This window comes from Acidocella sp. KAb 2-4 (assembly GCF_020567705.1).
Classification (GTDB): Bacteria; Pseudomonadota; Alphaproteobacteria; order Acetobacterales; family Acetobacteraceae; genus Acidocella.
This window is the reverse complement of record NZ_JAJDJU010000003.1, coordinates 14,936-33,613: the sequence shown is the minus strand read 5'-3', so window position 1 is coordinate 33,613 and position 18,678 is coordinate 14,936. Positions and strand designations below refer to the sequence as shown.

The window sequence follows — 18,678 nt, the reverse complement described above, 5'->3', positions numbered from 1 at the left end:
TCGCAGGAGAATGCATTGTGTTAAAAACGCTGGGAGGCTTGGCCACATCCGCCGTGCTGGCGGTGGCCTGCGCGGCCGCGTCACCGGCTTTTGCCTCATCTCCCTTGCCTGGCGACGCGGTGCCGCCGCCGGTGGGGATCAACATCTTCCTTTACTACAACGAGTTCACCAATGCCGGGGCGATCGGCGCGCTGCATGGCCCGACCTATGACCACAACACCCGCATCGCCGCCGATATCCAGGCCCTGCGCTACATCCACACCTTCGAGCTCGGCGGCATGGAGGCTGGGGTGCAGATGACCCAGGCCTATTCCAGCTTCCTCGGCGGGCAGGAAATGGGCTTGCCCGCCGTGGGCCCGTTCGGCCCCGGGCGGGCGCGGCTCGCGCATGGCGGCGGCTTCGCCCAGCCCCAGCTTAGCGCCTTCATCTTCGCCTACGCCAACCCCGCCACCGGCACCTATCTGGTGCTCAGCCCCTGGATCGCCCCGCCCATCGGCAGCTACGACAAAAACGCGACGTTGAATTACACGCAAAATTTGTGGACGGTGGAGGGCGAGGCCGGGTTCCACACCACATTACTCGGCCGGCCGGAGGGGCAAAATCTCGGCCTGGAACTCTGGGGCGAGGTTTATGTGTATGGCGACAACAACGATGCCGCCGCCGTCTCCCCGGCCATTTACGCCAATCAATATCTCACCGCCGGGCCGGTGCAGCCCGCCTTCGCCCTGCCTGCCCGGTTGCATGAGCAACCCAGCGAGGAATTCCGCGTCTTCCTGCCCTGGCAGTTCTATCCGGCCACCCGGGCAACGATCATTCCCGGCTATTACCAGGCCTTCGGCGGCAAGCAGGTCGACCGGCTGGCCAACGGCGTCACGGTGGATACCGGGCGGCGCACCAATGAGAGCCAGCTCTTCCTAGGTGTCTCGACCTATCTCTCGCCGCATTGGCAGGTGATGCTGAACGGCCAGTATGACCTGGCCGCACACGGCGCGGCGCTCAACCGCGCCGTGGAATTGCGGGTGGCGACGGCCTTCTGACCGCCTACTCGAACCCCGCCCGCACCCCGATCAGCACCGACGCGCCGGGGATCTGCAAGCCGTTTACCGGCTCGAAGCGCGAGCCGAGAATATTCCGCCCATTGGCGAACAGGGTGAAGTGCTCGTCGAGTTTGTAGCTGGCGGAGAGATTCACGACCGTGCCCGCCCGCGCCAACCCAACACCAATGGGATAACCGCTATTGGCGTAGAGGTAATCGTTGAACCGCCCCTCATACTGCACCTGCGGCATAATGTTCAGCCCCGGCCAGGGGATGAAGGTCAACGTCGCCCCCCCGGTATTCTGCGGCCGCCGTAGCAGCGCCGTGCCGGTGCGGGCGTCCACGGCGCGGGTATAGGTGTAGGTGAGATCCGCCGTGACCCAATTTGCCGGGGTGAGGCGCAGCTCGGTCTCCACCCCGTCAATATCCGCGCGGTCCACGTTCGCCTCGGTATAGGCGCCGGAGGGCAGCGGCACCGCCTGGATCAGATTGCGGATCGTGCTGGCGAAATAGCTGGCCGAGAGATCGGCGAATTCAGGCCGCCCGAATCCGGGCAGCGTCACCTCCGCCCCGGCCTCCCAGCCGATGCTGCGCTCGGGCCGCAGATTGGGGTTGCCGCTATCGCCGTAATTATCGATGTAATGCAGGTCGTAGAGCGAGGGCGCGAGAAACCCGGTGCCGCCAGCGGCCTTGAAGCGCGTGTTGATTTCCGGCACCGCCAGCACCCCGCCCGCGCGCCAGGTGAGCGCATTGCCAAAGCTGGAGACCGCGTCATCACGCAGCGCGGCGGTGAGGGTCAGGCGGCTCGCCAGCGTGCTCTGCACCCCGGCATGTCCAGCCCAGCTATGCTGGGCGGCGCGCACCGTGGAGATGAAAGGCGCGCCGAAACTGCTCTCATTCACATGCTCGCGCGCCGTATCATCGGCGTATTCGGCGCCAAACAGCAGCGAGGAATAGGTGAACGCCCCGGCATCGGGCAGGCGCAGCGTATTGTTCCATTGCGCATCGGTGCGTCCGCCGCGGTACACATCATTGGCGCTGGCCTGGTTGGGGTCGGTGGCATCCAGCAGATTTTTGTAATGCAGCCGGGTTTGCAGCCGAGCGATGAACAGATCGGTGTGCAGCCGCCCATCCAGCAGCGTGCTGGAGACCCCGAGCTTGCCAAAAAAATTGGTGTTGTAGTCGTAGGAGTTGGGGTCGTCGAACACCGGATAGCCGAGATCCGGGAAGGCCGAATCGGTGCTTTGGCCGCGCAGGATCACGTAAAGCCGTGTCTGCTGGGTCAGCGCGTAACCAAACTGCGCCGCCCCCAGCTTAGCCCGATACGGGTCGCGATGCCCGGCATAGACCGCAAGCCGCTGGGCCGTGGCGTCGAAGCCTGCCTCCTCATCAAGGCTGCCGCTCAAGGCGTAGTCGAACCGCCCCGCCACGCCCGAGACGCTGGCGCTGGCCTGCCCCTGCGCGGGGAAGCCCCCGGCGAGGCTGATACTGGCCTGAGCCGGGCGGGTGCCGCGGCGGGTAATGATGTTGATCACGCCGCCAATCGCGCCACCGCCATAGAGGCCCGACATCGGCCCGCGCACGATCTCAACGCGCTCGACATCGGCCAGGGTGTAAACGCCAAAATTGAAAGCGCCATTGGCCTCGGATGGGTCGTTCACCGGCACGCCGTCCACCAGCACCAGCACATCCTCGGAATTGGCACCGCGCATGAACACGCTGGCGGCATTCCCCGGCCCGCCGGATTGCGCCAGGGTCAGGCCGGGCACGTTGGCGAGGGCCTGGGCGAGCGTGGTGTCGCCCTGGGCGGCGAAATCCGCCTGGGTCAGCACCGTTACCCCGGCCGGAACATCCGGCGCCGGGGTGGCGATGCGCGTGGCGGTGACGGTAATCGGCTGGTCGTCGGCTTGGGCGGCCAGCGGCAGCAGCGCCGCCGCCAAATAGAGGCCGAGTCGGTAGTGAGGCATGAATCCTCTCCTCGCGCTACACCGGCGCAGTGGCGCCGGCGATACTTCACAGCGACAGAGGCTCGGGGACTCGCACCCCTTCATGCCCGGTACACCCCGCCCGGACGCGCGCAAATGTCTCGACACAGGCCGGTCTCCTGGCTTGCGGGTCTGCGCGCCGCCCCGCCTTCTCGCCCGGTCGGGCAATGGCATGTTGGGACGACACTCGCCGCTCACAGTTGCGGGGGCAGCCGCGGCTCACCGCGTTCCCGATTATGCCCGGTTAGGGGCCACCTGAGTCTGGCCGCGCTGGTAGCCGCCCCGCGCCGCCCTGGCAAGGATTAAAAATCCTTATCCCGCCGCAGCCGCTTCACATCGCCCCGGCGGCTTTTCTCGTCCAGCCTTCGCGTCTGCGAGCCCTTGGTCGGCTTGGTCGGGCGGCGGATCTTGGGCACCACCGCCGCCTCGCGGATCAGCGCGAACAGGCGTTCGCGCGCATCCTCGCGGTTGCGCGGCTGGTCGCGGAATTGTTCGGCCTGGATGATCACCACCCCGTCCTTGGTCAGGCGCGAGCCCGCGAGCCGGGCCAGCTTGGCCTTCACATACTCAGGCAGGGTGGTGTTGCCCGCGAGGTTGAAGCGCAGCTGCACCGCGCTCGCTACCTTGTTCACATTCTGCCCGCCCGGGCCAGAGGCGGTAACAAACGACTCCTCCAGATCAGACTCGCTGATCTGGAGGCTCCGAGTAATCCTTATAAGCACGGGAGCCCCTTGCCAGGCTCCGGCGAGATCAGGCGGCGGCCGACTTCTTGGCCAGAGCGCGCTCCAGGCGGCGCTTCAGGGCCAGGCCTTCATCGGTCAGCTTGGCGTTGGTCTGGCTGAGCAGATAAGCATCCAGCCCGCCATTATGCTCGATCGTGCGAATCGCGCGGGTCGAGAGGCGCAGGCGGACATTGCCCAGCGCATCCGAGAGCAGCGTGGTGACCTGCAGGTTCGGCAGGAACCGGCGGCGGGTCTTGTTGTTCGCGTGGCTGACATTATTGCCAGATTGCACGGTCTTTCCGGTCAGGTCGCAGCGGCGGGCCATTGGTCTATCCTCAAAAAACGCAAAGCGGGCTGGCAGGGCCAACCCGGAATTGGGCAGGCTTATGGGTGAAAGCGCGGGAGTCGTCAAGCCTCGCCAGCGTGATCCTTGCCAGCGGCGTGACGCATTTCACCATTCTCGATGCTCTCAATGGCGTTTTGCAGGATCTGCACCACCACCTCGTCGGGCAGTACGCGGCTCAGCAGCCCCATGGCGCCGCCCAGCAGGGCCGAGGCGATGGCCAGCTCGCTGATCTCCTGCCCCATCATGAATTCGATCGCCTTATCCACGACCGAGCCGGCATGGCTCAGTTCGCGTTCCGGCGGGGTTTGTCTGTCGCTCATCACTTGTTCCCGTCTATCAAAGCAAATTTTCCTGCGGCGCTAGCACGCCCCTGCTCATTCCGCCACTTCGGCGGGCTCGGGCAGGTCTTCATCGCGCTCCACCTGCGCCGCCCACATGCCGGCATACACGCCGCCCTTGGCCAGCAGCGCCTGATGGCTGCCGCGCTCGACGATCAGCCCCTCGCGCAGGACCAGAATTTCGTCGGCGTCGGTGATGGTCGAGAGCCGATGGGCGATGACCAGGGTGGTGCGGTCATGCGCCACCTCGCGCAGCGCCGCCGAGATCTCCTGCTCGGTGGCGGTGTCCAGCGCGCTGGTCGCCTCGTCCAGGATGAGGATGCGCGGATTCTTCAAAATCGTGCGGGCGATCGCCACGCGCTGCTTCTCACCACCCGAGAGCTTCAGCCCGCGCTCGCCCACCTTGGTCTTGTAGCCCTGCGGCAGCGAGGCGATGAAATCATGCACCTGCGCCAGCTTCGCCGCGCGCTCGATGTCCTCGGTGGTCGCGCCGGGGCGGCCATAGGCGATGTTGTAATAGATGGTGTCGTTAAACAGCACCGTGTCCTGCGGCACCACGCCGATCGCCCCGCGCAGCGAGGTCTGGGTGTAGTCGCGCACATCGCGCCCATCCACCAGCACCTGCCCCTCGGTGGTGTCGTAAAAGCGGAACAGCAGGCGCGAGATGGTGGATTTACCCGAGCCGGTGGGGCCGACCAGGGCGATCTTCTGCCCCGGCGCGGCGGTGAAGCTGATGCCCTTGAGGATCTGCCGGTCCGGGTTATAGGCGAAATGCACATCCTCGAACCGCACCTCGGCCGGCGCGCCCTGGGCGGCCAGCACGCAGGCGCCGGCACTGTCCTTCACCTCCTGGTTGACGCGCAGCAGCGAGAACATCTGCTCCATGTCGATCAGCCCCTGGTTGAGGGTGAGGTAGGTGAAGCCCAGGAAGTTGAGCGGCACGTAAAGCTGCATCAGGTAAGTGTTCACCACCACGAAGCTGCCAGGAGACATGTGGTTATGCACCACGCCCCAGGCGGCCATCAGCATCATCACGCCCAGCGCCAGCGAGATGATCACCGCCTGGCCGATATTGAGCGCGTTCAGCGACACCTGAGACTTCACCGACGCCGCCTCATAGCGCGCCAGGCTCTCATCGAAGCGCTTGGACTCATGCGCCTCGTTGCCGAAATATTTGACCGTCTCGAAGTTCAGCAGGCTGTCGATGGCCTTGCCCTGGGCCTCGGTGTCGGTCTCGTTCATGGCGCGGCGGAACTGCGTGCGCCAAGCGGTGAAGGCGAAGGTGAAGGCGATGTAGCAGCCGATCGCCACGAAGGTGATGAGCGCATACCAAGCGTTGAACAGGTACCACAGCATGAAGGTGGTGAGCAGCAGCTCGATGATCGTGGGCAGCAGGTTGAACGTGGCGAGGCGCAAAACATTTTGAATGCCGAGCGTGCCGCGCAGGATGATGTTGGAAAGCCCGCCGGTCTGCCGGTCCAGGTGGAAGCGCATGGAGAGCGCGTGCAGATGCTCGAAGGTCTTGCGCGCCACCACGCGCGAGGCGCGCATCTGCACGGCGGCGAACAGGGCGTCGCGCAGCTCGCCAAAGGCGGCGGCGCAGATGCGCACCAGCGCATAGCCCACGATCAGCTCAGCCGGCACGGCCAGCGGCCCGGCGGCATGGGTCAGCTTGTCCACCGCATGGCCATAGACCACCGGCACATACACGGTCGCCACCTTGGAGAGCAGCATGGCCAGGCTGGCAAGCACTAGGCGCACGCGCAGCGCCGTCTCGCCCTTGGGCCAGAGATAGGGCAGCAGCGACAATACAGTGGCAAATGAGCCCTGCGCCGGCTTGGCGCCGGCGGCGGGGGCGAGGTGGGGGTTGGCACGGGCGGCATTACGGGTCATGGGAGCGCACATGGCATCTGACGCTCAAATTGCAAACCTCCTCGCGCACATATCGGCCTGTCACACGGCAAAATTGCCCGGCCTCCGGCTGCCGCTTTATGCCGGGAGCCACCATATCGGCTACCTGCTGCCGCCGCTCGCGCGCCGTCTGGCCGAGGTCTCGCCGGAGGTGCGGGTTGGCGCGGACCGCGTGGAGCTGGCCCCCTCCGCCCTGCCCCGGCTGAACGAGCTGGCCACGGCTGCGGGCATCCCGACCCGGGCCGAGAATTTCGACGTGCGCGAAACGGGCGACGGCCCCGTGCTGGCGGTGCTCGACCGCGGCGCCCTGCCCGCCTTCGGCGTGATCGGCGTGGGGGTGCACCTCAATGGCATCGTACGCCGGGCGGATGGCCCTCATGTCTGGGTCGGCAAGCGCGCCGCCGATAAGAAGCTGGACCCCGGCAAGCTCGACCATCTGGTGGCGGGCGGCGTGCCCGCCGGGTTCACGCCCTTCGCGGCGCTGCTCAAGGAGGCCGAGGAGGAAGCCGCCCTACCCGAGGCCCTGGCCAGCCAGGCCCGGCTTGTCGCCAGCTTCCGCTACGATATGGAACGCCCCGAGGGGCTGCGCCGCGACCTGATCCACGCCTACGACCTGGAACTGCCGGAAGATTTCATCCCCAACCCGGTGGATGGCGAGGTGGAATCCTTCTCGCTCTGGCCGCTGACGCGGGTGCTGGAGGTGCTCTCCACCACCCACGAGTTCAAGTTCAATGTCTGCCTGGTGCTGATCGACCTGCTGCTGCGCGAAGGGCTGCTCACCGGCCCCGGCGCCGGAACGCTGCGCGCCGCCTTGCTCGGCTAAATTGTAACGCGCTTTGCAGGCACGCGGCTTTTTGCCATTCTGCGCGACATAACCTCTGGGAGGCGCCAACAATGGATCTCGTGCTCAGCTTCACCAGCAGCGCCACCCTGGCGCCGAGCGGGTTTATTGCCGACATGCAATACGCCGCGCAGCTGCTGGACACGCTGATCACCGACAACATCACCGTGGAAATCGGCGTCTCCTGGGACACGAGCGGGGCCATTCTGGGCGAGGGCGGCCCTACTGGCGGGATGATCGATATCGGCTACGGCACGCTCATCGGGGCGCTGGAGAGCCACGCCAGCGCCGCCAGCGCGCTCGGCTTGCCCAGCGGCGCGCTGGCGCTTGAATCGGCCACCAACATGCCCGCCAGCGACCCCACCGGCGGCAAGGGCGTGTGGCTCACGCTTGCCCAGGCCGAGGCGCTGGGGCTGGCGCCCTCCAACTCCAACACCACGACGCCGGAAGGGACGGTCATCTTCGGCACTGGCGGGGCGGCGCTCAATTTCAGCACCACCAACCTCGCCGTGGCGGGGGAAATCACCTTCCTCGGCGTGGCGCTGCATGAACTGAGCCACGCGCTGGGCCGCGCCGGATGGGGCGACGGCTCCTATTTCAGCCTGATGGACCTGCTGCGCTACCACGCGCCCGGGGTGCTGGAGGAAAGCGCCAATGCCTCCGCGGCCAGCTCACCCAGCGCGTATTTCTCGGTCGATGGCGGCAAGACCAATCTCGGCAATTTCGCCACCTCCAGCGATTATTACGATTGGGCGACCAGCGTGCCCAACGATTCGTTCGACGCCCTCGCCTATGCCGGGCAGGCCAACCCGATCACGCCGCTCGACGAAACCCTGCTCTCGGCACTGGGCTTCGACCTTGCCGCCACCTGCTTCACGCCGGGCACGCGCATCCGCACCCCGCGCGGCGAAACACCCGTGGAAGCGCTGCGCATCGGTGACGAGGTGCTCACCCGCCTGCGCGGACGGCAAAAGGTGAAATGGATCGGGCGGCAGGCCTTCGAGGGACGCTTTATCGCCGGCAACCCGCTCACCCTGCCGGTGACGATCCGCGCCGGGGCGCTCGGTCCGGGCGTGCCGGTCCGCGACCTCACCGTCTCACCCGGCCACGGCATCTGCCTGGGCGGGGCGCTGGTGCCCGCCTGGCGGCTGGTGAACGGCGTTTCCGTCACGCAGGCGGCGGCGGTGGATCATGTCGCCTATTACCACGTGGAACTGGACGCACACGACCTGCTGCTGGCCGAGAACTGCCTGTGCGAGAGCTATCTCGACATTGGCGGACGCGCCCAATTCCATAACGCCGCCGAATATGCGGCGCTGTACCCCGGCGACGAGCCATCCGCCGCGCCCTGCCTGGAGCGGCTGGAAGCGGGCTTTGCCTTGGCCGCGGTGCAGGCCGAGATGAACGTCCGCGCCGGGCTGGCCGCCATGGCGGAGGGCACCGGCCCGCTGCGCGGCTGCCTGGAGCAGGCCGGGCCGGAGATCGTGAGTGGCTGGGCGCAATGCGAAACGGCGCCGGAAGCGCCAGTGGCGCTGGTCGTGTTGGCTGCGGGCCGACCAGTGGCGCGCGTGCTGGCCAATGCCTACCGGGCGGATCTGCGCCGAGCCGGACTAGGCAGCGGCTGCCATGGCTTTGCGCTCGCGCCGCCGCCGGGGCTTGCCGGGCAGCTCAGCGTGCGGCGGGCGCTGGATGGCGCCGAATTGGCACGGCACAACACCGCCAGCCGCGCCGCCTGAGCCCATTGACTCGCGCGCCGGGGAGGCGCATGAGCCGAACCACATAAACCGCCGTGCTGCGAGGGTTCGCACCACGGCGCGTTTTGCGTTGTAAGGAATCCTGGCCATGTTCGACACGCTGTCGGGCAAATTTTCGGATATTTTCGACCGGCTCCGCCGCCGCGGCGCGCTGTCCGAAGCCGATGTGAACGAGGCGCTGCGGGAGATCCGCCTGGCGCTGCTCGATGCCGACGTGGCGCTGCCCGTGGTGAAGGAGTTCGTCGCCACCGTGAAGGAGAAGGCGGTGGGCGCGGAAGTGCTGCGCTCCGTCTCTCCCGGCCAGATGGTGGTGAAGATCGTCAACGACGCGCTGGTCGAAGCGCTCGGCGGCGCGCCCGTGCCGCTCAATTTGCTCGCCCCCTCGCCGATCCCGTTCCTGATGGTCGGCCTGCAAGGCTCAGGCAAGACCACCACCTCCGCCAAGATCGCGCTGCGGCTGAAAACCCGCGAGCGCAAGAAAGTGCTGCTCGCCAGCCTGGATACCCAGCGCCCGGCCGCGCAGCTGCAGCTCGAACAGCTCGCGCAAAAGGCTGAGGTCGCCTCGCTGCCCATCATCGCGGGCCAGACGCCGCTGCAGATCGCGCAGCGGGCGATGGAGACGGCGCGGCGCGAAGTTTATGACGTGGTGATCCTGGACACCGCCGGGCGCCTGTCCATCGACCTGGCGCTGATGGAAGAGGTGAAAGCCGTCCGCGCCGCGGTGAACCCGGTGGAAACCCTGCTGGTGGTGGACGCCATGACCGGCCAGGACGCGGTGACCACCGCCACCGCCTTCAATGAGGCGGTGCAGATCACCGGCATCGTGATGACCCGGCTCGACGGCGATGCCCGGGGCGGGGCGGCCCTGTCGATGCGCAGCGTCACCGGCGCGCCGGTCAAGCTCGCCGGCATGGGCGAGAAGCTGGACGCGCTGGACGAATTCAACCCCGAGCGCATCGCCGGGCGCATCCTGGGCATGGGCGATATCGTCGGCCTGGTGGAGCGCGCCGCCGCGAATATCGACCAGCAGGAAGCCGAGAAACTCGCCAAAAAGATGGCGAAGGGCAAGTTCGACCTGGAAGATTACGCGGCGCAGATCAAGCAGATTTCCAAGATGGGCTCGCTCTCGGGCATTCTGGGCATGCTGCCCGGCGTAGGCAAGATCAAGCAGCAGATCGAGAACGCCAATCTCGACCAGACCGTGTTCAAGCGCCATATCGCCATCATCTGCTCGATGACCCCGGCGGAGCGGCGCAACCCGGACATCCTGAAGGCCAGTCGCAAGAAGCGCATCGCGGCGGGCTCGGGCACCTCGGTGCCCGAAGTGAACAAGCTGCTCAAGCAGTTCGACGACATGTCGACGATGATGAAGCGCATGAACAAGATGGGCGGTGCGGAGGCGATGATGCGCCAGATGCAAGCCGCCCTGGGTGGCGCCAAGGGCGGCCGCCGGCCATTTTAACCCGTTTTCAGTTAACTTAAGGAGCGACTATGTCTGTTAAAATTCGTCTCGCCCGTGGCGGCGCCAAGAAGCGTCCGTTCTACCACATCGTGATCGCCGACGCGAACTCCCCGCGCGATGGCAAGTTCATCGAGCGCGTCGGCACCTATAACCCGATGCTGCCCGCCGAGCATGCCGAGCGCGTGACCCTGGTGACCGAGCGCGTGCAGCATTGGCTGGCCCAGGGCGCGCAGCCGACCGACCGCGTCGCGCGCTTCCTGGCCAAGGCCGAGCTGATCAAGGCCCCGGCCCGCAGCGAGCAGACCAAGCAACCGCTGCCGAAGAAGAAGGCGCAGGAGCGTGCCGCCGAGCGCGCCAAGGCCGCCGAAGCCGCTTAATCCGATAGAGGGCGCGTGGACGACCAGCTGATCCTGATGGGCGTGATTGGCAAGCCGCACGGTGTGCGCGGCCAGGTGCGCGTGAATGTCTTCGCCGAGGACCCGGAGGTCCTGGCGGCGCACACGCTCACCGACCGCAAGGGCCGGCAGTTCGCGCTCGCCTGGGCGCATGAGAATGTCGCCTGGCTCAGCGAGGTAACGCAAGCCGGCCAGCGCCGGATCAGCGACCGCGACGAGGCCGCCGCGCTGACCAATGTGGAGCTGTTCATCCCCCGCTCGGCGCTGCCCGAGGCGGCGGAGGAGGAGTTCTACCTGGCGGATCTAATCGGGCTGCGCGCGCGTGACGAGGCGGGCCGGGAGATCGGCCGGGTCGGCAACGTGCTGGATTTCGGCGCCGGGGCGAGCCTGGAGCTGACACCCGGCGGGCGGCTGATCCCGTTCACCAAGGCCTGCGTGCCGGTGGTGAACGTGGCGGAGGGCTATGTCGTCATCAACCCGCCGCTTGAGGTGGAGGCCCGGGACGAATGACCTGGCGCGCCGACATCCTCACCCTGTTTCCGGCCATGTTTCCGGGCCCGCTGGGGGAGTCCCTGGCTGGCAAGGCGCTCATGGAGCGGAAATGGAGCCTGAAGGTCACGGATATCCGCGATTTCGGGCTGGGCCGCCACCGCAGCGTGGACGATACGCCCTTTGGCGGCGGCGCCGGCATGGTGCTGCGGCCCGATGTGGTGGATGCCGCCATCGCCGCGGTGGCCGATGATGAGCGGCCGCTCATCTTCCTCACCCCGCGCGGCGCGCCGCTCACCCAGAGCCGGGTGCGCAGCCTCGCCGCCGGGCCGGGCGCCGTGCTGGTGTGCGGGCGCTTTGAGGGGTTCGATGAGCGCGTCATCGAGGCGCGGCAGGGCGAGGAGATCAGCATCGGGGATTATGTCCTCTCCGGCGGGGAACTGCCGGCGCTGGTGCTGCTCGACGCCGTCATCCGCCTGCTGCCGGGCGTGATGGGCCATGCGGAAAGCGGGGTGGAGGAGAGCTTCTCCGAGGCGCTGCTGGAATACCCGCACTACACCCGCCCCGCCATCTGGAATGGCCGCGAGGTGCCGGAGGTGCTGACCTCGGGCAACCATGCCGCCATCGCCGCCTGGCGCCTGGACCAAGCCCGGCAGATCACGCAACGCCGCCGGCCCGAGCTTTATAACCAATACATTGCATCCGGGGCCCGCGCGCCCTAAACACCCGTTTCGAGAAGGACCAGACCCATGAACATCATCCAGACGCTGGAAGCCGAGCAGATCGCGAAGCTGACCGAAGCCAAGACCATCCCCACCTTCGCCCCCGGCGACACGCTGCGCGTGAACGTGCAGGTGAAGGAAGGCGAGCGTTCGCGTATCCAGGCCTTTGAGGGCCTGTGCATCGCCCGCTCCAACCGCGGCATCAACTCCTCCTTCACCGTGCGCAAGATCTCCTACGGCGAGGGTGTGGAGCGCGTGTTCCCGCTCTACGCGCCGGTCATCGCGGAAATCCAGGTGGTGCGCCGCGGCGATGTGCGCCGCGCCAAGCTCTACTATCTGCGCGGCCGCCGCGGTAAGTCCGCCCGCATCGCCGAGAAGGCCCGCGAAGTCGAGACCACGGCCGCCGAGTAACCCGGTATCAGGGGGGCGCCGTGCCATCGGGCGCGCCGCTTCTGTGATGAGGCGGCCTTCCGCGGCCCGCGCCCCCCTTCCCCCCTTGCCAAAGGCATGACCTTTGGACTCCGCCGGCTTGGACAAGGGGACCCCGCAACAGGGTCCCCTTTTCCAAGCCGCATACGGGATCTTTAGGGCCTGAGGCCCTTAGCGGGGGTCCAGGGGGCGGCGTCCCCTGGGTCCAACTTACACAGGAGGCCGCGTTTCGATGCCGAAGACTTTATTCGACAAGATTTGGGATGCGCATGTGGTCGAGCGCCTGGAGGACGGCACCTGCGTTCTCTACATCGACCGGCATCTCGTGCATGAGGTGACCAGCCCGCAGGCCTTCGAGGGGCTGCGCATGGCCGGGCGCAAGGTGCGCCGTGTGGAGAACACCATCGCGGTGGTGGACCACAACGTGCCGACCAGCCCGGACCGCCTGACCGAGACCAACGAGCCCGAAAGCGCGCTGCAGATCGCCACGCTGGAGCAGAATGTGGCTGAGTTCGGGGTGAAATATTTCCCGATGTCGGATGCGCGCCAGGGCATCGTGCATGTGGTCGGGCCGGAACAGGGCATCTCACTGCCGGGCATGACCATCGTGTGCGGCGATTCGCACACCTCCACCCATGGCGCCATGGGCGCGCTGGCCTTCGGCATCGGCACCTCCGAGGTCGAGCATGTGCTGGCGACGCAGACGCTGCTGCAGAAGCCAGCCAAGAACATGCTGGTGCGGGTGGACGGCAAGCTGCCCGCCGGCTGCACCGGCAAGGACATCGTGCTGGCGATCATCGGCAAGATCGGCACCGGTGGCGGCACCGGGCATGTCATCGAATTCGCCGGCGAGGCGATTCGCGCGCTGGACATGGCCGGGCGCCTGACCGTGTGCAACATGAGCATTGAGGCCGGAGCCCGCGCCGGGCTAATCGCGCCCGATGAGACGACCTTCGAATATATCAAGGGCCGCCCCTTCGCGCCCAAGGGCGCGGATTTCGACGCCGCCGTGGCCTATTGGAAGACCCTGCCGAGCGACGAGGGCGCGCATTACGACAAGGTGGTGGTGCTGGATGCGGCGCAGATCGTGCCGCAAGTCACCTGGGGCACCAACCCCGAGGCGGTGATCCCCATCACCGGCACCGTGCCCAACCCCGCCGACGAGCCGGACGAGACCAAGCGCGCGCAGATGCAGCGCATGCTGAGCTATATGGCGCTGGAGCCGGGGCAGAAGATCGCGGGCACCAAGGTGGACGTGGTGTTCATCGGCTCCTGCACCAATTCGCGCATCGAGGATCTGCGCGCCGCCGCCGCCGTGGCCAAGGGCCGCCATGTGGCGCCGGGCGTGCGGGCGCTGGTGGTGCCCGGCTCGGGGCTGGTGAAGCAACAGGCCGAGGCGGAAGGCACCGCGCAGATCCTGATCGATGCCGGGTTTGAGTGGCGCGAGGCCGGGTGCTCGATGTGCCTGGGCATGAACCCCGACAAGCTGACGCCGGGGCAGCGCTGCGCGAGCACCTCCAACCGCAATTTCGAGGGCCGCCAGGGGCCGGGCGGGCGCACCCACCTACTCTCCCCCGCCATGGCCGCCGCCGCCGCCGTGACTGGCGCGCTCACTGATGTCCGGGAGCTGGTCTGATGGATAAGTTCACCACCCTCACCGCCGTGGCCGCGCCGCTGAACGTGGCGAATGTCGATACCGACAAGATCATCCCGGCGCGCTTCCTCAAAACCATCAAGCGCACCGGGCTGGGCAAGAGCCTGTTCGCCGATATGCGCTACAACGCCGACGGCTCCGAGAAGCCCGATTTCGTGCTGAACCAGGCGAAATACCGCCACGCCCAGATCCTGGTGGCGGGCGATAATTTCGGCTGCGGCTCCTCGCGCGAGCACGCCCCCTGGGCGCTGCTGGATTTCGGGATTCGCTGCGTGATCGCGCCCAGCTTCGCCGACATCTTCTTCAACAACTGCTTCAAGAACGGCATCCTGCCGATCCCCCTGCCCGAGGCCGAGGTGGCGAAGCTGATGGACGATGCCGGGCTCGGCACCAATGCGCGCCTGACCATTGATCTGGAGCGGCAGGTGGTGGTGCGCCCGAATGGCGAGGAAATCGGCTTCGAGGTGGACCCGTTCCGCAAGCACTGCCTGCTCAACGGGCTCGACGATATCGGCCTGACGCTGCAGCACACCGCCGCCATCTCCGCCTATGAGGCCCATCAGCCGGCCTGGACGCCCAAAATCATTTAAGGACGAAAGACCATGACCGCGAATAAATCCCTGCTGCTCCTGCCCGGCGACGGCATCGGCCCCGAGGTGTTCGCCCAGGCCAAGCGCGTGCTGGAATGGGTGCAGAAATCCGGCCGCGCCAGCTTCACCCTGTATGAGGACCTGGTCGGCGGCGCCGCCATCGACGCCTATGGCGTGCCGGTGAAGGACGAGACCGTGGCCAAGGCGAAGGAGGTGGACGCGGTGCTGTTCGGCTCCGTCGGCGGCCCGAAATGGGACAAGGTGCCTTTCGACATCCGCCCCGAGGCCGGGCTGCTGCGGCTGCGCCAGGAATTGCAGGTATTCGCCAATCTGCGCCCCGCCAAGGTGTTCGACGCGCTGGTCGATTCGTCCTCGCTCAAGCCGGAGCTGGTGCGCGGGCTGGATATCTTGATCGTGCGCGAGTGCATCGGCGGCATCTATTTCGGCGAGCCCCGCGGCATCGAGACCCTGCCCAATGGCGAGCAGCGCGGCATCAATACCGAGGTTTACACCACGCATGAGATCCAGCGCGTCGGCCGGGTGGCGTTTGAGCTCGCGCGCAAGCGCCAAAACCGCGTGTGCAGCGTGGAGAAGGCGAATGTGATGGAAGCCGGGCTGCTCTGGCGGCAGGTGATGACCAAGCTCCAGGCCGAGGAATTCCCGGATGTGGAGCTGAGCCACATGTATGCCGATAACTGCGCCATGCAGCTTGCCAAGAACCCCAAGCAGTTCGACGTGATCGTGACCGGCAACCTGTTCGGCGACATCCTCTCCGACCTCGCCGCCATGCTCACCGGCTCGCTCGGTCTGCTGCCCTCGGCCACGCTGGGCGCCAAGGACCCGGTGACCGGCCGCCTGCCCGGCTTCTACGAGCCGATCCACGGCTCCGCCCCGGATATCGCCGGCAAGGGCGTGGCCAACCCGATCGCCCAGATCCTGAGCCTCGCCCTGCTGCTGCGCTACTCCTTCGACATGGAGGAGGAAGCCGCCGCGATCGAGGCGGCGGTGGAGCTCGTGTTGGCCAAGGCCGGACGCACGCCGGACATCAAGGTGGAGGGCCGCCCGGTCATCTCCACCAGCGAGATGGGCGATGCGCTGATCGCAGAGCTGGAGGCTATATAATTTTCCCGGCGGGGGTTGCCTGAGGAAGAAGCTTCGGTTACACCCCGCCCACCGCGCGCCCGTAGCTCAGCTGGATAGAGCATCAGACTACGAATCTGAGGGTCAGGAGTTCGAATCTCTTCGGGCGCGCCACGGAATTCCTTGAAAATCAAGCGACAATGGGCCGGTGGGTGACCACCGGCCCGTTGGCGTTTTGGGGCCGCCCACCACTATCCCCTCTGGTGGCCGCGGAACGCCGCAGTTCGCCCGGTGGGAAGCGCTCGCGGCGCCGGGCTGGAACCCGGCGCCTTGTCCCCGCCGGGCCACCATGCGACCGTGCCGCCGAACGCGGGGGGGCGCATGGAGAGCTGGGCGAAGCTGGTGCCGGAGCTTGTCGTCGCGGACCTGGAGGCCAGCCTGCGCTTCTGGCGCGACCTGATCGGCTTCTCCGTGGCGTACGACCGACCGGAGGCCGGCTTCGCATACCTGGATCTGGACGGCGCCCAGGTCATGCTTGAGCAGCGCAGCGCGGCGGACGACCAGTGGGTAACCGGGCCGCTTGAGGCACCGCTCGGCCGCGGCATCAATTTCCAGATCGAAGCATCGGCACTCCAGCCGATCCTCGACCGCCTAGCCGGGGCCGGCTGGCCGCTGTTCATGGAGCCCGAGGAAGCCTGGTACCGGGCCGGCGGGATCGAGGTCGGCCAGCGCCAATTCCTGGTGACAGACCCGGACGGATACCTTCTCCGGCTGGCCGAGAACATCGGCGAGCGGCCTGCCAGATAGGCAACCACTCCGTGGCATTGGCCAATGTCGGTTCCCGCGGGTTCTCGGCTCATCAGATGCCCCGGCGTGCCCCCTCCGCCCCCCCCGTCATGCGCCTTCGCGGGCCGCCTGGTGCACCGGCCCGGCCAACAGCTCCCGCCGGGCCTTGGCGACGATCTGCCATCCTCCGCTGACACCGAGCCCGGCGAGCACCACCGCGACCAGAAGGTCCGGCCAGGCGGTGCCCGTGCCGAATACGCCGAGCGCCGCCGCGACTACCGCGACATTGCCGATCGCGTCGTTCCGCGAGCATATCCAGACCGAGCTGCGGTTCGCGTCTCCACCGCGATGCCGCCAGAGCAGGAGGGCGCACGACATGTTCGCGGCCAGGGCCAGCACACCGACCGCCCCCATCGTCTCCGGTGCGGGCAGCATGCCGGAGACCGCCATCCAGGCGGTGCTGCCGAGTACCCACAGGCCCAGCGCCAGCAGGGAGGCGCCCTTCAGCAGCGCCGCCCTGGCCCGCCAGCGCACGGCCAGGCCGGCCACGCCGAGGCTGATCGCGTAGTTGGCGGCGTCGCCCAGGAAGTCGAGCGCGTCCGCCCGCAGCGCGGCGGAGCGGGCTGAGACGCCGGCGCCGACCTCCACCGCGAACATGCCCAGATTCACCGCGAGCGCGATCCACAGCACCCGCCGCCACGCCCAGTCCTTCGGCGGCGGTGCCGTCTCGCACCCACCGCAGCAGCCACCCGCCATCCCGTCATCCCCTTCAGATTCAGCCGATGGCCGCCTACATGCACCCTGTAGCAACTACAGGGTCAAGCAGATGGCGCTCACGATCGGCATGCTCGGCAGGGCGACGCACACCAAGGTGGAGACGATCCGGTACTACGAGAGGATCGGGCTGCTGTCGGCTCCGGGGCGGTCCGGCGGCAATTACCGCAGCTACGGCGAGGCGGAGCTGGGGCGGCTGTCATTCATCCGCCGCGCCCGGCAGCTTGGCTTCTCCCTGGATCAGGTCCGCGCCCTGCTTGAGCTGTCGGATGATCGCGGGCGCGACTGCGCCACGGTCGACGCCCTCGCCCGTGGCCATCTGGCCGAGGTGGAGCGCAAGATCGCCGACCTGGCCGCCCTGCAGCGGGAACTGGCCGCGATGGTCGATTCATGCCATGGCGGAACCGTTGGAAGCTGCCGCATCATCGAGGCGCTGGGACCGACGCGGAGCGATTGAAGGCACGGGCTTCTTTGGCGCCCTCCGCTTTCTTCCCGCCGGTGGCGCCAGCATTTTTCTTGTGCGTCACCTTTCGCAGAAGGGCAGATGATCAGGTTTGGCTTGGCAGGCGTCGCTGACGTTGCTTGAGCATGTTCTGAGCAAACCTAAACAGGTTCGCTTCCAGCACCAAGAAATCACCCCCGCTGAGCAACTGCAGAGTTTCGGGGCTAACTTCACGCCCGAATCGATGCCTCGAACCATCCGTCGGCTCCAGCGGCTCGTTCAGCACGGTGGCTAGCACCTGGATTGAATTAAGCTGCCTCTTGTCTGGCGGTCTCGTTGCTTGCCATTCCTCAGCATGACGTACGTTGTTCGCTGAAGCTTCAACAATCTGCCCGACCGAGCATCCGTCGAACAAGGGAGCAGCTTTCTTCCATTCCTCTGCTGTCGCTGCAATGTTGGCTCGGAAAGCCTGGAGCATGTTGTTAAGAACGATGGCTACGCTTCCTGCGTAGACACCTCGTGCAATCTCCGCTGCGCCAATCTCATCATTCGTTCTATGATAGGCCTCATAGTCCATACTGGCCATTGGATGGGGAGTTTTCTTTGCCGCCTCTTCAAACAAGCTTTGAAGTCTTACTTCGAGGTTCTTCCGATATTGTATTCGGTCAATCGAGGTCTCAAAGAGAACCTTGAGAGTTGGAAAGTTGTACCGCCACGTCTCCAGCAACTTGAAGAATGCGCTGTAATCTTCATCGATCAGCATGATGTCTCCCCAGCGTGTCAGGGCAAAATCATTATCTCTGATTACCGCATCTCCGGGCTTTTGTAATATCTCGATCTCATTACGTGTGACGAGGTCATTATACCCCGGCACAGCCGCAGACATCTCTTCTTTGGTCATCGGGAGCTGTAGCCTTCAAAT

At 66.5% G+C, this 18,678-nt stretch carries 20 protein-coding genes, 1 tRNA gene and 1 riboswitch; of the genes, 14 read left to right on the top strand and 7 right to left on the bottom strand.

The features are described 5' to 3' along the window. Positions 1–17: 17 nt before the first annotated feature. Positions 18–1,037: a transporter gene (locus LI953_RS03275; RefSeq protein ID WP_227074600.1), complete on the top strand. Its 1,020-nt coding sequence runs from the start codon at positions 18–20 to the stop codon at positions 1,035–1,037. Between the two features lie 4 nt (positions 1,038–1,041). Here the strand turns inward: LI953_RS03275 and LI953_RS03270 are convergent, their stop codons facing one another. From LI953_RS03270 to LI953_RS03250, 5 genes are all read right to left on the bottom strand, one after another. Further along, positions 1,042–3,003, bottom strand: a complete 1,962-nt coding sequence (locus LI953_RS03270) for a TonB-dependent siderophore receptor (protein WP_227074599.1) — start codon at positions 3,001–3,003, stop codon at positions 1,042–1,044. A gap of 109 nt (positions 3,004–3,112) precedes the next feature. Continuing rightward, positions 3,113–3,295, bottom strand: a riboswitch (cobalamin riboswitch). Positions 3,296–3,323: 28 nt separating this feature from the next. Next, complete coding sequence (gene arfB / locus LI953_RS03265) at positions 3,324–3,743, bottom strand: alternative ribosome rescue aminoacyl-tRNA hydrolase ArfB (RefSeq protein ID WP_227074598.1); 420 nt, start codon at positions 3,741–3,743, stop codon at positions 3,324–3,326. Positions 3,744–3,771: 28 nt separating this feature from the next. Then, complete coding sequence (gene rpmB / locus LI953_RS03260) at positions 3,772–4,068, bottom strand: 50S ribosomal protein L28 (RefSeq protein ID WP_227074597.1); 297 nt, start codon at positions 4,066–4,068, stop codon at positions 3,772–3,774. 83 nt (positions 4,069–4,151) lie between these two features. Continuing rightward, positions 4,152–4,409 (bottom strand): hypothetical protein, encoded by a 258-nt coding sequence (locus tag LI953_RS03255; protein WP_227074596.1) that lies wholly within the window; start codon positions 4,407–4,409, stop codon positions 4,152–4,154. 54 nt (positions 4,410–4,463) lie between these two features. Further along, a complete protein-coding gene (locus tag LI953_RS03250) occupies positions 4,464–6,320 on the bottom strand; it encodes an ABC transporter ATP-binding protein/permease (protein ID WP_227074595.1) in 1,857 nt (618 codons plus the stop codon). Positions 6,321–6,330: 10 nt separating this feature from the next. On the opposite strand from LI953_RS03250, the gene LI953_RS03245 reads away from it, so the two are divergent. The 12 genes from LI953_RS03245 (at position 6,331) to LI953_RS03190 (ending at position 16,561) form a co-directional block, all read left to right on the top strand. After that, positions 6,331–7,161: an NUDIX domain-containing protein gene (locus LI953_RS03245; RefSeq protein ID WP_370635750.1), complete on the top strand. Its 831-nt coding sequence runs from the start codon at positions 6,331–6,333 to the stop codon at positions 7,159–7,161. 71 nt (positions 7,162–7,232) lie between these two features. Continuing rightward, on the top strand, positions 7,233–8,915 hold the full coding sequence (locus tag LI953_RS03240) for an NF038122 family metalloprotease (RefSeq protein ID WP_227074593.1): 1,683 nt from the start codon (positions 7,233–7,235) through the stop codon (positions 8,913–8,915). Between the two features lie 106 nt (positions 8,916–9,021). Next, positions 9,022–10,395, top strand: a complete 1,374-nt coding sequence (ffh, locus tag LI953_RS03235; protein WP_227074592.1) for a signal recognition particle protein — start codon at positions 9,022–9,024, stop codon at positions 10,393–10,395. A 29-nt stretch (positions 10,396–10,424) separates the two neighbouring features. After that, a complete protein-coding gene (rpsP, locus tag LI953_RS03230) occupies positions 10,425–10,772 on the top strand; it encodes a 30S ribosomal protein S16 (RefSeq protein WP_227074591.1) in 348 nt (115 codons plus the stop codon). Positions 10,773–10,787: 15 nt separating this feature from the next. Further along, on the top strand, positions 10,788–11,300 hold the full coding sequence (gene rimM / locus LI953_RS03225; protein ID WP_227074590.1) for a ribosome maturation factor RimM: 513 nt from the start codon (positions 10,788–10,790) through the stop codon (positions 11,298–11,300). Beyond that, on the top strand, positions 11,297–12,001 hold the full coding sequence (trmD, locus tag LI953_RS03220; protein ID WP_227074589.1) for a tRNA (guanosine(37)-N1)-methyltransferase TrmD: 705 nt from the start codon (positions 11,297–11,299) through the stop codon (positions 11,999–12,001). Before rimM ends, trmD begins: the two co-directional genes overlap by 4 nt. A 27-nt stretch (positions 12,002–12,028) precedes the next feature. After that, a complete protein-coding gene (gene rplS, locus LI953_RS03215; protein WP_227074588.1) occupies positions 12,029–12,412 on the top strand; it encodes a 50S ribosomal protein L19 in 384 nt (127 codons plus the stop codon). Between the two features lie 250 nt (positions 12,413–12,662). Beyond that, a complete protein-coding gene (leuC, locus tag LI953_RS03210; RefSeq protein WP_227074587.1) occupies positions 12,663–14,066 on the top strand; it encodes a 3-isopropylmalate dehydratase large subunit in 1,404 nt (467 codons plus the stop codon). Further along, complete coding sequence (leuD, locus tag LI953_RS03205; protein ID WP_227074586.1) at positions 14,066–14,674, top strand: 3-isopropylmalate dehydratase small subunit; 609 nt, start codon at positions 14,066–14,068, stop codon at positions 14,672–14,674. Before leuC ends, leuD begins: the two co-directional genes overlap by 1 nt. Positions 14,675–14,686: 12 nt before the next feature. Beyond that, positions 14,687–15,796, top strand: coding sequence for a 3-isopropylmalate dehydrogenase (gene leuB, locus LI953_RS03200; protein WP_227074585.1), 1,110 nt, complete (start codon positions 14,687–14,689; stop codon positions 15,794–15,796). 55 nt (positions 15,797–15,851) lie between these two features. Next, positions 15,852–15,928: transfer RNA gene (locus LI953_RS03195), tRNA-Arg, on the top strand. 207 nt (positions 15,929–16,135) lie between these two features. Further along, positions 16,136–16,561, top strand: coding sequence for a VOC family protein (locus LI953_RS03190; RefSeq protein WP_227074584.1), 426 nt, complete (start codon positions 16,136–16,138; stop codon positions 16,559–16,561). Between the two features lie 87 nt (positions 16,562–16,648). On the opposite strand, the gene LI953_RS03185 is transcribed toward LI953_RS03190, so the two are convergent. After that, a complete protein-coding gene (locus tag LI953_RS03185; RefSeq protein ID WP_227074583.1) occupies positions 16,649–17,296 on the bottom strand; it encodes a cation transporter in 648 nt (215 codons plus the stop codon). A gap of 70 nt (positions 17,297–17,366) precedes the next feature. Here LI953_RS03185 and LI953_RS03180 point away from each other — a divergent pair, with 70 nt between their 5' ends. Then, complete coding sequence (locus LI953_RS03180; protein ID WP_227074582.1) at positions 17,367–17,771, top strand: helix-turn-helix domain-containing protein; 405 nt, start codon at positions 17,367–17,369, stop codon at positions 17,769–17,771. Between the two features lie 91 nt (positions 17,772–17,862). On the opposite strand, the gene LI953_RS03175 is transcribed toward LI953_RS03180, so the two are convergent. Further along, positions 17,863–18,657 carry a hypothetical protein gene (locus LI953_RS03175; RefSeq protein ID WP_227074581.1) on the bottom strand — a complete coding sequence of 265 codons (795 nt, stop codon included), beginning with the start codon at positions 18,655–18,657 and terminating at the stop codon, positions 17,863–17,865. Between the last annotated feature and the right edge of the window lie 21 nt (positions 18,658–18,678).

What these genes read in the sequence shown, in the direction of transcription:
- LI953_RS03185 (WP_227074583.1), bottom strand. Translation starts at nt 17,296, where the DNA reads ATGGCGGGTGGCTGCTGCGGTGGGTGCGAGACGGCACCGCCGCCGAAG.
- LI953_RS03255 (WP_227074596.1), bottom strand. Translation starts at nt 4,409, where the DNA reads ATGAGCGACAGACAAACCCCGCCGGAACGCGAACTGAGCCATGCCGGC.
- LI953_RS03190 (WP_227074584.1), top strand. Translation starts at nt 16,136, where the DNA reads ATGGAGAGCTGGGCGAAGCTGGTGCCGGAGCTTGTCGTCGCGGACCTG.
- trmD (WP_227074589.1), top strand. Translation starts at nt 11,297, where the DNA reads ATGACCTGGCGCGCCGACATCCTCACCCTGTTTCCGGCCATGTTTCCG.
- LI953_RS03240 (WP_227074593.1), top strand. Translation starts at nt 7,233, where the DNA reads ATGGATCTCGTGCTCAGCTTCACCAGCAGCGCCACCCTGGCGCCGAGC.
- LI953_RS03245 (WP_370635750.1), top strand. Translation starts at nt 6,331, where the DNA reads ATGGCATCTGACGCTCAAATTGCAAACCTCCTCGCGCACATATCGGCC.
- LI953_RS03270 (WP_227074599.1), bottom strand. Translation starts at nt 3,003, where the DNA reads ATGCCTCACTACCGACTCGGCCTCTATTTGGCGGCGGCGCTGCTGCCG.
- leuB (WP_227074585.1), top strand. Translation starts at nt 14,687, where the DNA reads ATGACCGCGAATAAATCCCTGCTGCTCCTGCCCGGCGACGGCATCGGC.
- rplS (WP_227074588.1), top strand. Translation starts at nt 12,029, where the DNA reads ATGAACATCATCCAGACGCTGGAAGCCGAGCAGATCGCGAAGCTGACC.
- rpmB (WP_227074597.1), bottom strand. Translation starts at nt 4,068, where the DNA reads ATGGCCCGCCGCTGCGACCTGACCGGAAAGACCGTGCAATCTGGCAAT.
- ffh (WP_227074592.1), top strand. Translation starts at nt 9,022, where the DNA reads ATGTTCGACACGCTGTCGGGCAAATTTTCGGATATTTTCGACCGGCTC.
- LI953_RS03180 (WP_227074582.1), top strand. Translation starts at nt 17,367, where the DNA reads ATGGCGCTCACGATCGGCATGCTCGGCAGGGCGACGCACACCAAGGTG.
- leuD (WP_227074586.1), top strand. Translation starts at nt 14,066, where the DNA reads ATGGATAAGTTCACCACCCTCACCGCCGTGGCCGCGCCGCTGAACGTG.
- LI953_RS03250 (WP_227074595.1), bottom strand. Translation starts at nt 6,320, where the DNA reads ATGACCCGTAATGCCGCCCGTGCCAACCCCCACCTCGCCCCCGCCGCC.
- LI953_RS03175 (WP_227074581.1), bottom strand. Translation starts at nt 18,657, where the DNA reads ATGACCAAAGAAGAGATGTCTGCGGCTGTGCCGGGGTATAATGACCTC.
- leuC (WP_227074587.1), top strand. Translation starts at nt 12,663, where the DNA reads ATGCCGAAGACTTTATTCGACAAGATTTGGGATGCGCATGTGGTCGAG.
- rpsP (WP_227074591.1), top strand. Translation starts at nt 10,425, where the DNA reads ATGTCTGTTAAAATTCGTCTCGCCCGTGGCGGCGCCAAGAAGCGTCCG.